General features: G+C 44.0%; 4 protein-coding genes. 1 reads left to right on the top strand and 3 read right to left on the bottom strand.

Annotation, left to right across the window (positions count from 1 at the left end):
- Window positions 1-585: 585 nt before the first annotated feature.
- Entirely contained in the window at window positions 586-6,006 is a 5,421-nt protein-coding gene (locus AB0756_RS13170; protein WP_050046250.1) for a trifunctional serine/threonine-protein kinase/ATP-binding protein/sensor histidine kinase, read from the top strand.
- A 517-nt stretch (window positions 6,007-6,523) separates the two neighbouring features.
- On the opposite strand, the gene AB0756_RS13165 is transcribed toward AB0756_RS13170, so the two are convergent.
- The 3 genes from AB0756_RS13165 to AB0756_RS13155 all read right to left on the bottom strand — a co-directional run bounded on the left by AB0756_RS13165 (window position 6,524) and on the right by AB0756_RS13155 (window position 13,396).
- Window positions 6,524-7,933 (bottom strand): reverse transcriptase family protein, encoded by a 1,410-nt coding sequence (locus tag AB0756_RS13165; RefSeq protein ID WP_038091553.1) that lies wholly within the window; start codon window positions 7,931-7,933, stop codon window positions 6,524-6,526.
- Window positions 7,934-8,519: 586 nt separating this feature from the next.
- Entirely contained in the window at window positions 8,520-10,160 is a 1,641-nt protein-coding gene (locus tag AB0756_RS13160) for an SWIM zinc finger family protein (RefSeq protein ID WP_038091551.1), read from the bottom strand.
- 80 nt (window positions 10,161-10,240) lie between these two features.
- Window positions 10,241-13,396, bottom strand: coding sequence for a HEAT repeat domain-containing protein (locus AB0756_RS13155; RefSeq protein WP_038091548.1), 3,156 nt, complete (start codon window positions 13,394-13,396; stop codon window positions 10,241-10,243).
- Window positions 13,397-13,954 lie beyond the last annotated feature (558 nt).

Here is a 13,954-nt window from a genome sequence, read left to right as displayed (position 1 = left end):
TTACTATTAACTTAAGAAAGTCGCTGTTAAAAATTGCCGCCATGACAAGGTAGATAGAAGAGGACAGCTATGGTGAAGGGAAGAGGTTTTTAGGCAAATTTACTTTTCGTTACATACTTTTTTTTTGCGCCTCTCTACTTAGATGACTGTAAAAATGACTAATGAAGCTAGGAATGCGCTTATTAAGATTTAGTAAAATTACGTTGTTTGGCATTCAAAAAATAAAGTATACAATTATCAAAAATCTTGCTGAGAATAATAGCGTTCCATCAATTCAGATTAGTTATGCATCTACTTCAAAAATTAATGCAAGAATTCTATTTCACAAAAACAAGACTATCGATGAGCAATTTAATCAAATATATCCAGGCATAACTGCTTGGTAAGGGCGAGGGGTTTTGGCACAAAAGTCCTTGTTAGAGGAGAATTAATTATCAGATCCAAAAATTCCGTATAATCACCCTCTTTGGAATATTTATTATATAGAAAGTTTCACGTGATAATATTTTTGTAATATTAGTTTATCTGTTACTTAATTAAGACTTTAGGGAATCCTAGTGAAGTCAAAGCGCTCTTCCTAAACCAATGACTTCTCTAGCACGGCAATTTCCAAATATTTCTGGCTATACCTTGGTTGAGCAGCTGTATCTAGGTTCTAGGACGGCTGTCTATCGAGGAGTGCAAAAGTCACAGCAATGTCCGGTGGTGATCAAGACACTGCGGCACGACTATCCCAGCTTCAACGAATTGGTGCAGTTTCGCAATCAGTATGCGATCGCGAAAAGTCTCGACATCCCAGGTATTGTCCAACCGATGAGTCTAGAACCCTATGCCAATGGCTATGCTTTGGTAATGGCAGACATCGGTGGCATCTCCCTACGTCATTACATCCAGGCTTCTCCTCTAAGTATCGAACAATTCTGGCCAATTGCCCTACAAATTGTGGATGTCCTCCACCAACTCTATCAGCAACGGATTATTCACAAAGACATTAAACCAGCCAACATTCTGATCCAACCACAAACTCGGCAGATTAAGCTGATTGACTTTAGCATTGCCTCCCTGTTACCCCGTGAAACTCAAGAGATTCAAAATCGCAACGTTCTAGAAGGCACCCTGGCTTATATCTCACCGGAACAAACCGGGCGGATGAACCGGGGAATTGACTATCGCAGCGATTTCTATTCCTTAGGAATTACCTTTTTTGAACTGCTCGCGGGAAAGTTACCATTCCAAGCTGACGAGCCAATGGAAATGGTTCATGCCCATCTAGCTAAGCAACCACCCTCTGTCTGCGATCTCAACCCCGATCTGCCCATCATGCTCGGTGAAATTATTAGCAAACTCATGGCTAAGAATGCTGAAGACCGATATCAAAGTGCCCTCGGTCTCAAGCACGATCTCATGAAATGCCAGGAAGAGTATCGTGTTGCGGGCAAACATACCTGGTTTAAGTTAGGCCAACGGGATATCAGCGATCGCTTTTTGATCCCCGAAAAACTCTACGGACGAGAACAAGAAGTTCAAACCTTGCTCGATGCTTTTGGTCGAGTTGCCAATGGAGCCTCCGAATTGATGCTGGTGGCAGGTTTTTCCGGCATTGGCAAAACCGCCGTCGTCAATGAAGTACATAAGCCGATCGTGCGTTGGCATGGCTATTTCATCAAAGGCAAGTTTGACCAATTCAACCGCAATCTTCCTTTTAGCGCGTTTGTCCAAGCCTTCCGCGATCTTATGGATCAACTGCTGAGCAGTGACGACAAGCAGTTGCAAGAGTGGAAAGCGAAGATCCTGGCGGCAGTTGGTGACAATGGCCAGGTGCTTATCGAGATGATTCCCGAACTTGAACAGGTCATCGGCCAACAACCCCCCGTACCAGAACTCTCCGGCAGTGCTGCTCAGAACCGTTTCAATCTGCTGTTCCAGAAGTTCATCACGGAGTTCGCCAAGCCAGAGCATCCACTGGTTATTTTCCTGGATGACTTGCAGTGGGCTGATTCAGCTTCTCTGAACTTGCTGAAGCTACTGCTGACAGAACGCGATACTTACGGCGGCAAGCAACGTGGTTACCTGTTCATCATTGGAGCTTATCGGGATAACGAAGTGTTCCCGACTCACCCCTTGATGCTAATGCTCGACGAGATCAAAAAAGCCCAAACCCCGATCCATGCCCTTACCCTAGAACCCCTGAGCCAAACGGATGTGACTCAGTTAACGGCAGATACGCTAAGTTGTTCTGTTGAACTGGCTCAGCCGCTGACGGAGTTGCTCTATCAAAAAACCAAAGGTAATCCCTTCTTCCTCACCCAATTTCTCAAAGCACTGCATGAGGACGGCTATATTTCCTTTGACTTCCACTTGGGACATTGGCAGTGCGACCTGGTAACGGTGAAGTTACTTGCGCTCACCGATGATGTCGTCGAGTTTATGGCACTTCAGTTGCAAAAATTGCCTGCTGCAACCCAGACTGTTTTGAAACTAGCAGCTTGCATTGGCGCTCAGTTCGATTTGGCTACCCTGGCGATTGTCAATGAGCGATCGCCCGAAGATACCGCGATCGACCTCTGGAAAGCCTTGCAAGAAGGAGTGATTTTACCCATTACCGAGGTTTATAAGTTTTATCAGCCATCAGAGCTTAAGGTGGCAGAAGTCAACTCTTTAACAACGTTTAACTGTTCTTATCGCTTTCTCCACGATCGCGTTCAGCAAGCAGCTTATTCCCTCATCCCTGACGAGCGAAAACAGACGACTCATTATCAGATCGGACAACTTTTATTACAACAAGTTTCTTCAGCCGCTAGAGAAGAGCGCATTTTTGAAATCGTCAATCAGTTGAACTATGGAACAACGCTTGTTGAGGAACAACAGGAAAGGGACGAACTCGCCCAACTCAACCTCACTGCTTGCCGCAAAGCCAGACTGGCAACTGCCTATCAAGCAGCCCGTGAATATGCCACAGTGGGTCTGAAACTGCTGGGAACAGACGCTTGGCACCGACAGTACGAAATGACCCTATCCCTGCACGACTTAGCTGCCGAGGTCGCTTTCTTGGTTGGCGATTTTGAGCAGATGGATTGGTGGATTGAAGCGGTGATTCATTTTGCGAAAACGCCTTTAGAACAAGTGCAAGTCTATCAAGTCAGAATTCAGGCGTTGGTAGCCCGCAATCAATTTTTAGAAGCGATCGCGATCGGTCAATCAGTCTTCCAAATGTTGGGCGTGAACCTGCCAGACAGCCCAACGTTAGAGGATATTCGACCGATCAAGCTGGAAATCGATGCCTTAATTGAGGGTCGCTCGATTGAGTCATTCATTCATCTGCCGAAAATGACAGACCCCCAGCAGTTAGCCATTATGCAAAATGCGGCTCGGCTGACACCCGTCTGTTACATGACTGGCTCAATGCTCTATTTCCTAATTGTTGCGCTACAGGCCAAGTTGTCAATTCAATTTGGCAATAGTCCTGTTTCGGCGTATTGCTACGCCGGTTACGCCTTCCAACTTAGAACCCTGTGGGGAGAGATGACAAAGGTGCCTCAGTTCGGGCAATTAGGATACCAACTCGCCTCAGAACCAGATGCCAAAAATATTCTACCGGCAACAGCCCTGTTAATGGGAGGATATGTTGGTCATTGGACTACCCATTTACAAGAAACACTGCCAATTCTTCAAGAAGGATATCAAGCAGGATTGGAAACCGGCAATCTAGAATTTCTTGGCTACGATGCTCAGTTGTTCTGCTTGAATGCCTACTGGTGCGGTCAACCGCTCGCTGAACTCGAACCCCAAATTCATGCCTATTACCAACAGTTGTGCGACCTCCACCAATTCACGGCAGCAAACTGTGTTTTGGCTTACTGGCAGGCGGCTCTCATTCTGCTGGGTCAGTCAGAGAACGAGATTCCCTTACGCCAGAATTCCTATGAAGAAAAAATCCTTGCTGAAGCAAAAGTCTCCAATGATTTTTACCGATTATGCTACTTTTACCTGTATCGATTCACATTAAATTACTGGCTTGAAGACTTTGCTAAAGCGGAACACGATGCTGCTCAAACCCGACAGTATTTGGCTGGGGGTATGGGAAATATCGTTGAACCGATCTTATATTTCTATGATTCTCTCACCGTGCTTGCTACTCCGCCGGAATCGATGTCGGAATCGGAACCGCGATGGCAGCGATTGCAAGAAAATCAAGCAAAGTTAAAAGAATGGGCGCATTATGCTCCCATGAATTACTTGCATAAATATCATTTAGTTGAAGCGCAAAAACATCAACTCCTCAATTGTAAAACACAAGCTCTAGAACTTTATGACCTGGCGATCGCGGGTGCCAAAGCCAATGGCTACCCTCAGGAAGAAGCCGTTGCCAATGAACTGGCGGCAAAATTTTACCTGGATTGGAACAAAGAGCGGGTCGCACAAGCCTACATGATTGAAGCCTACTATGGCTATGCTCGTTGGGGGGCAAAAGCCAAACTCTCCGACTTAGAAACTCGCTATCCTCAACTGCTCGCTCCTATCCTCCAACAAGCGCAGATACCACTCTGTGTTGACGAAACTTTATTTGCCACTGGAACTTTCAGCTCGACTAGTGCTTCTTCCACTAGTCTTTCTGATACCCTGGATCTAGTTGCCATCCTTAAAGCGTCTCAAACCCTTTCCAGTGAAATTGAGATCGAGCGGTTAATTGGCACTCTCTTGCTGACAGTAATGCAAACCTCAGGTGCTACGCAGTGCGTTTTGATGTTAAGTGAGGGGCAAAATCTCACGGTTCAGGCTAGGGCAGCACTGACGGAATCTCGAAAAATCGAAACGCAGATTCTGCATCCAACGCAGTCGCTTGTCGATAGTGGTGTAGTGCCCATCAGTCTGGTCACAAAAGTCAAACGCAGCTTGCAACCAGCTGTGATTGCCAACGCCGCGCAAGATTCGGTATCGAGCGCTGATGTCTATATCCAAAACCAACAACCTAAGAGTCTGCTGTGCAGCCCCATTTTACAACAAGGCAAGTTGCTGGGCATGGTCTATCTGGAAAATAACCTGGCAATAGGAGCCTTTACCCGCGATCGCGTTGAGTTGCTGAATCTGCTCTGTGCCCAAGCTGCGATTTCACTGGAGAATGCTCGCCTCTATCAGCAAGCCCAAGCCTACGCTCAACAGCTTGAAGAATCTCAGCTTCAGATTGTGCAAAACGAAAAAATGGCTACTTTAGGTAACTTGGTGGCTGGAGTTGCTCACGAAATTAATAATCCAGTTGGCTTCCTTAACGGCAGTATTAACAATGCTAAAGATTACGTACAAGACCTGTGTGAGTATCTAGACACATATCAGCAGCACCAGCCCCCTACTGGTTCGGTGGCTGAATTGGCTGAAAAGATTGACCTGGAGTTTCTATTGGAGGATTTACCCAAGTTAATTGACTCGATGAAAGGCGCGACCGATCGCATTAAGGGCATTAGCACTAGCCTGCGTACTTTCTCTCGCGCCGATACGGAACACAAAGTTAGCGCCAACTTGCACGAAGGGTTAGATAGTACGCTGTTGATGCTCAAGTATCGACTCAAAGCGAATGAAAATCGACCTGCTATTAAAGTTATACGAAACTACGGTGACATCCCCGAAATTAATTGCTTCCCCGGTCAGCTTAACCAGGTGTTTATGAACATTCTGGCCAATGCGATTGATATGTTCGATGAAATGGCACAGCAAACAACCTTTAAAAAGTTAGAAAATCATCCCCAACAAATCACGATTCAAACTGTATTATTATCCAAACAAAATACGGTCGAAATTCGTATTGGTGACAACGGTAAAGGTATGAATGAGGAAGTCAAATCTAAGATTTTCGATCGCTTGTTTACCACTAAAGAGGTTGGCAAAGGAACGGGGTTAGGCTTAGCGATCGCCCGTCAGATTGTGGTCGAGAGACATGATGGACGGCTCGAAGTCCAGTCGGAATTAGGACAAGGCACTGAGTTCTTCATCTCGCTCCCAGTTCGGGGTTAAGTCATCTATCAAACTCCATCTAGAGTTTAGAGGAGGGAAATTTCTCTCCCTCGCGCCTTAGAAGTGCAATACGGTGACAATTTCAGGTTAAGCAATACAAAGCAACGTAGAGCGATCTTTTGATAAAATCGGCTGACAATCCAAAGATTTTTGCTTCTACTTGCAGTGTTTACTGACAGCAGGCAAAGTATTCACCAAACAAGTAGTGTTTAAAAACAATTCAAAATTACGCACGCCTATTGCAGTCACAGCAATCGACATGATAATTATCAAGATAGTAATATTCCCAGAGTTTTGCCTATACATAAATCACTTCCAAAGAACGGGTAGCCGTCTAGAGAGAGAATAATTAAAGCGAATAGAATTGGCTGCTATACAAACAAAGTCCGCCTAAGCGCAAAGCGCACGCTACGCAATGCCGCAGGCTATGCCCGTAAGGGCTATACGCGGACTAAGGTAAAAACGGGAGTTCAAATTTTCTTTGACGAAAGTGATAAAAGAGGGTTAATAAGGACAATTATTTTTTCTGTTTGTACTTCTTTCTAATTCTTTGTATCTGCTGTTGAAACTCAGCGCCTTTTTCAGGATTAACCATGACTACAAAATTAGCAAAACCACTGACTGCAGCCAGAACATCTGAAGAATTTCCCCAAGATTTACCTTCTAGTCCATCTTTCTCTATTTGATAAAGGGTTGCACGGAATTGCTTTAAGGTTTTCTTAGAGATATTGAGTTTGTCATTGACAACAACTCCGGTGACTTCCTGCTGACTGGATTTTCGTAAAATTCTGGTTTTCTCTTGGTTGATGGCAAAACCTTCATAAATGACTGCGGATTCTGTACGTTTGAGGAGATTACAGATATGACGCAAGCTATCTCCGGATGCTGAGAAGGTAAGGTCATCAGCATAACGGGTGTAACTGAAACCTAATTCTTGTGCGATCGCTGTTAAGCGTTTGTCGAGACGGCGACACAGCAAGTTAGTGATTGCTGGACTGGCGGGGGAACCTTGTGGGAGGTGGCGTTCTTCGAGTGCGACATAATATGTCTTGCCATCGAGTTCTAGTTCTTCAACCTCAGCAGCCGTACACAGCAAACTAAATATTGTTGCTGCTGCTTCAGAATAACCAAAGGAGCGGAAAAGCCCTTTAACTCGTTTGTAAGAAATAGAGGGGAAAAAATCTTTGAGGTCAAAGTTGATAATGACATCAGCACCAACATGGGGGGTGGCGTTGGTGACTATGGAACGATCGCACCGAAAACCGTGTGCAGCTTCGTGAACTTCTAACTTTTGCAAAATATTTCCTAAAATCCAATGCTGTGCCTGTTTTAAACTGGGTAGGGGGGCTGATATCAACCGTTCTCCTCCAGTTTTTTTGGGCATTTTGAAACGGATATAGTGGCTGACTGTGGAGGTTTTGCGATCGAAGGCTAAAAATCTCAATTTTCCTACGTTTATGCCCATTGCAGTAGCAATTTCATTGGCTGTGTTGCAGAGTGGTAAGCCATAGCTTTGGAGCCTTTCGCTATCACCTTCAGTCTCATTTAAGCCAGCTGAGACTCCCTCACCAAGATAAACAATCTCTTGCTGTTTTTTTTGCTTCCAGGCTTCCGCACGTTCTTGTCTTTCCCGTTCCCGCCGTTCCTTGGTTTCCTGGCGCTTGCGCCGCGACTCGGCTAAGCGCTGCTTGAGCATCTCTTTCCGCAGCTCCTTTTCGTTGTGGAGACGGCTGCTTTCCTGTCTGAGTTCTTCCAGTTCCCGCCGTATTTCTCCAACACGGCGAATTTCATCCGCAGGGTCTTGAGGTATTGTACCTTCAGCGGGCCAGAAACCGTAACGAATCATTTCTTCAAGGATAAATTCTTCTCTACCTATTTGACGGATACGTTCGTAGAGTTCTTGGCGGGTACGGGGTTGGTCAGTCATCCTGGTTATTCGTACTCTTTTGATTTTGGTAGAGGTAATTGGGGCTTACGCAACCTCAACCCATTTTGGAGATTTTACAGGTTGTCGATCCCCCCAAACCCTCTTAAAAAGAGCTACGGTGGTGTACACAAGTTTCTTAAAATGCCTTCTAGCAGTTTCGATCCCCCCTAACCCCCCTTAAAAAGGGGGGAAATTCTTCAATCGCCCAATTTATTGGGCGATTTAGGGGGATCTCTAAAGATGCGTACACCACCGTTTCCTTAAAAAGGGGGGTTATGTGTAAGTCTTTTGGTGTAAAAAAATAAAGGGGGCTATGCGTAAGTCTTTTGGTGTAAAAAAATCACGCAAGTTTAATAAGTTGGCTTTCCCTTCGTAAATCCCTCAGGACTAGACAACTCAACTCAGCGGTCACGGTACTACCTGGGTCATTCACTACATGGATGTCAACCCGGAATACCATGGTAGTACCGTAAGACCGCACAGTCAAGAGTGGGCTAGTGATGTATGGCTAAACTAAACGCACGGACGGCGATCCACCGCCCAGATTGCAAGGATTTTTTACCAACAATTAAGTGCGTGATTTTTTTTACTGACACTGACGAGCATATTGCATTCGCAATGCCAGAATGTGTTCGCAAGGACCTTTGTACAGCTTGTTTTGCTGATGCCATTTGCAGGTACACTCTGCATTAATTATACGCTCATCTCTATCGATCGTCAAAGATGGACTATAAGTTTTTTCCCAATCTTTTACAGTGCCTTCTAATACTAAGCTATCGTTACTGTTATTTACTGATGTCACTTGCACTGCTCTTTGACTCAAAAACCTTGTTGCATTTTCTTCCCGTTCGTTGGCAAACCGCAAACGTTCTACTGGTAAAGGTTCTCGGCTGAGTTCCCGCACCCGATAGACTTGTTTGTTTAGATCGTAAATAACACGTCCGGCTTGCGTATAAGCACTTAAAGCTCCTAGAACTGAAGTACGGCTTAAATTTAAGCGCTGTGCAAGGCGATCTGCAGTTTCTACCCAATTTTCTCGCAGCCCGTCAAATATAATTTTTTGCGTCCATTCGTCAACATCAGCACGGGGTGCCATTAAATCAAAGTTACCAGATTGCGACCAATCATTCGCCGTCCATCCCGATAAACCGAGGGTAAAGGACATATCTCCCAAGTCAGCAACGTAGAATGAAGGCATACCCGTACCTAACAGATGAACGGTAAACTTTTTGGCAACGGGAATGAGGCGTTCTAAGATGTGAAGGCGTCGGCGTCCCCAAACCCGAATGGTTTGCGGTTCGTTTCCCAAGTAGGGCGATCGCGGACAAACGACTTCTATCTCCCAGGGTTCAAACACAACCCGCACGGGTTCCCCCGGTTTTAGGTGATAGCGCATTCCTCGCGGTCCTTGTTTCTCTTTATGGCGACGCAAGACAAAACAAATATTGTGGATGTCCATTGGGTGTAAGTCAAAGCGTGTTGCGGGTAAAGACATCGCCGAACTCACTTGTAAAAACCCTCTCACCCAACTATCTGGTAGATCGATTTTGACTTCTTTGTAAGCTGCTTCATTGGTTGTTTGAACTTCAAAACCCGAAGGGTCAACTTGCAACTGGGTTGTTTTATAACTGCGGACTTTTTGGAACTCGTCATATAGTGCTGCTGAGTAATCAACATTTGTTGTACCGCAAGCAAATTCACTGATATTTTTAAAGACCTCGTAACTTGCACCCAGCCGCCCATAGCTAGATTCATCAACACTAAAGCATTCAAAAAAGACTTCATCAGGATGAACAGTAATCACTGGATCGAAAACAAAATAAAAATCTAGCCGATTTTCCCAAACATATCGCTGGAATTCTCCCCTAGCTTTATAATAAGGTCGCAATCGTTCGTAGCTTTGCCTGTTTAGCTCATTCAATTCCTCTCGCAATGTTTTGATTTGTGTTGCGACATCTTGCCGCCTTGCTGTTATTAAGTCCCAATTGATTTCTTCTTGTTTGGCACGCCATTCTTTGTATGCTGTTTTATCTTTAGGTTTGAACCGCATATCGGAAACAACGACATCGTGTAACGCACTTATTGCTTCGCGAAATGCCACGTTTTGCCGCAATTCCCCGATAAAGTATGTTGGTGGACGTTTGGTGTCTGGGGAAAAGGACATTTGCGTGCTTGTCCCATTTCCTGAAACTTCTGTACTGCCTTTATAGGTGTAGTTAAATTCCATGTTAAACTCCTTTTATTAATTTTTTAACCGCAGAGGCGCAGAGAGCGCTGAGAGTATTTTTTGAATATTATCTGGTTGTTTCAAAGCCTGATTTCTGATACGTCTTTGATCTGGATGGGGACAGACAAATGAGGATATTTTTTGTGGATTTTTAGGAGGATTTGTATGCTTTTTGCTTTGTCTCCTATTGCCATGGTAGCTGAGTGACGTGTCATAATTTCTGCAACTATTCTTGCTGTTTCTTCATTTTTTTGTGCTTCTGATTCTAAAAAATGAAAAATTCTTTGCTTGGCTACTCTTCCGCGATTGACAGTTGATAATACCGTGATAAAATAAGACGTCAACTCGCGCAAGTGTTTGGGCTGATTTCCTGCATACTCTTCTAAGTAGTTGGTGACAAACATTTGCATATCGCCTGATGGATGTTCGCTGAATTTCAACAAATATTCTTCACTGTCAGATATTTGGAAGTTGCGAGTTAATAGATCGCGCCCCAGTCTTCTCGCCTCTTCCCTCACACTATCGCAGATAGATACTAAAACTTGAGGGGTGAATTCACGAGCACCAAATTGTGTTGTAAAAATTTTGAAGGCAAATTCGCGTGAATCTTCCCACTTCGCCTCTAACATCCTCACAGCTGCTAACATTTCTTCAGAATGGGAGCGCACCCGCTCTAAGATTTGTGAAAACATTTGCTGTGCTGCTTTCCGCACCGATACAATTTCGTGGTTGGCTAATTTGACAATTTCGCTAGTGGTGATTTCTGAAATCCAACTTTGGCTGTTGGCTTCAAGTACCAAACCACCAAGTTCCTGTGTAGCAGAAGATTGCGCTCTCAATAACTGCAAAGCAGTGTCTTTACGAACGCTTGTCATCCATCCTGATAAATCTTCCCGGAGAAGACGCGCCAAGAAGTTGTGAACGCCTTCATGTTGTTCCGGAGTTAGCAAAATTTCGATAAAATCTGATGCTAGCTGTACGGCAAAATTGGGGGAAGATGTTCCCAATCGGCGAATAATAGGTTTGATTGCATTGCGAATCTCTTCTACAGGATTCACTGCGATCGCTACTATCAAAACACTCTCCTCGCCCATAAGTTTCTCATCTGGTAGCTGTCCAAACAATCTGATACCGAGAACCCTTAATGATTCATGCGGTGAAGCAAGGAGTGATTCAATGATTTGCGGCGGTAAATTTTCAGCCCTCGTTTCATGATTCAGTAAAATACGAACGCCTATTTCTTGAATTTCTACCAAAGGATGAGCGAGTAAATCATTAACAACACCCAAACCTAAAGTTCGTAATTGTGGTGTAAAACTCAAGAGAAGAGTCTCGCCAATTTCTTTCGCTAACTCGCCTCCCTTATCTGGTGTCAATGCTAACAACTCAGCAATAATACACCCAATCAAAACTCTAGTTCGATTGTCATTAAGAATGGAATAACCTAAAAGTCTACGAGCAAAGAGGCGTGTTTCTGTTTGTTTGCTAGCAATTAACGCTGCTATAAAATTGCTGTCTTCAAGAAAATATTCGCGGTTTTCCTCAACCCAACGATAAGCTTGGGTACGAGCGCTTGGTAACAAGCAATTTGCTACTGCAATTACCAATTCTTTGTTTGGTTGTTTGGAGTTGTAGTTAAGAAACGCCAATTCAAAACCCAATTGTACTGTGACTACGTAAGGTTTCTGAATCAGTTTTATTAGAGTATCTACTTCAATAGATAGACAAAAATGATAACAATGCCTTAAAGATTTGGTCGCAAAATGATGTACTGGAAGACATTGACTTTCTAGTAGAAGCTGGAGCAATGCTTGTGGGTTTTGTTCCCAAAGTTCTGGAAAAGCCTCGTCTCTCGTTGTTGGTTCTGCATCATCGTTATAATCTCCTTTCTGATACCTCCAAGTCCAAGTTCTAGAATTCGGAATTAACCGATAGCGGGAACTGTTTTCATAGAGGATATGATTGAAGGTTAAATACTCAGCATATTTAAACCAGTTACTTCTCCAAGAAAAGATTGTCTCCCTAACACATTCAACATCGGAATACTGAAGAAGAATGCTAACAGCCATTCTGATGTATTCAGCATCGCTCTCTTCTCCTAGTTTTTTGAGAGTGCGCCACACGCGGCGACATAGATATTGGCGAGTGTTGCTGCTGTAAGCAATTCTTGATTGAGGATTTTTGAGTTCTTCTTCTATTTCATTTTTTATAACTTCAAAGCGTCTCGTAACGCTGTTATAATTGCCATAAAATCTTTTTCTAAGATGGGTTTTGTCTGGCAACCTTACAGAGTCTTTTTGGCTAGAAAAGTTTGCTCTCACACAGTCAAAACGATAGGCAAGGATACCAAATACTTCCGCATCATGGCGGTATTCAGCTACTTTAAAAATGTGGCGCAATCTTTGGAAGTAATTTGGTTTTAAAGGTGCATGAGAGATAATATCGAGCAGTGCTGGGCGAACGTATTGGTTATCAATTTGATAAATTTTATCGAGAACTTCATAACGCCTGTAGTCGTGATGATTTAAATAGTGATTTAAAGCTGTTTTAAATTCTTCAGCCGCACCATTTCTCGCCAATACACGCAGTTCTACTGGCAAAAACTCAATTAATTCCATTTGCCAAGCTGCTTTTGCTTGTGGAGTTGAGAGTTTCGCGATCGCTTCAAACGCAATACGTTTGATAAATTCAGGAGTTGAAGGATTTTGATATAAATGCATGAGTGCGGGAATCGCTTCTCCATCGCCGCACCAACCTAATGCCCAAGCAATACAATAATCTCTCAGAGGTGCGCCAGTGCCAATCAGCTGGAGTAGTAAAGGGGTGGCTTCACGAATTCTCAGTTCTCCAGCACGCCAAATCGCCCTCTCTAGCTTCCACTTACTGGGCTGATTGTTTGCAAGACGGTTAAGAATTGCCTGCGTGCGCGGATCTTCGCTGGTAGGTGGTGCTGTATGTACTGGTTGAATCTGGGGAGTGGTGCTCGTTACTGGGATAGAAATATCGCGGTATCCTTTCTTTGTTTTTTCTTCAACGAGTTTATTAAATGCTTTTTCTGCTTCTGCTATGGATACAGGCTGAGTCGTTTTCGTACCTTCTTTAAGATTTGTACCGCGCCGCCCGTAGCGAAAATTGACGACATAACGCCCCTCATTGATTTGGCACAAATCCACTTCGTAAACTTTATCTGATGTCCCTTCTTGATACTGAAGGGTTGTACGTTTTATGAGTTTCATTTAACACCACTCACCCACTGACTCTTGTAACTTTCTATTGTCGCTTGCTTTTCTTAGAGTCGCCAGATCGTTGATGGATTTTGAGAAATAAAAAAAATCACGCGCTGTTTGCCATTGGTTCTCCCTTCGTAAATCCCTCAGGACTAAACGTCTCAACTCATGCAGCAGGAGTACTCCTATTTATCACTTCACGGAAGTCAAACCGGATAGTAGGAGTACTCGCGCCAAGTTACGAGACGGTTAGTGAAGTTGTTTCACAACTGAACGCAAGGACGGCGATCCACCGCCCGTATTGCAAGGATTGTATACCAACAGCGAGCGCGTGATTTACCGACACTAAGAAGCATATTGTATTTTTAGTGCCATCACATACTTGCAAAGAATCTTGTACTAATTGCAAGTAAACTCTTGCTCGATTATATGCGCGTATCTAGCGATCGTCAAAGATAAAGATAAGTTTTTTTTGAGGATGTTGTTAAGAATGGTGGTTGAGGTGTTCAAAAATTTAGATCCCCCTAAATCCCCCTTAAAAAGGGGGACTTTTTAAGTATTTTCCCC

The sequence above is a fragment of the Tolypothrix campylonemoides VB511288_2 genome, assembly GCF_045999855.1.
Lineage (GTDB): Bacteria > Cyanobacteriota > Cyanobacteriia > Cyanobacteriales > Nostocaceae > Scytonema > Scytonema bouteillei_A.
This window is presented reverse-complemented; position numbering and strand designations above follow the sequence as displayed.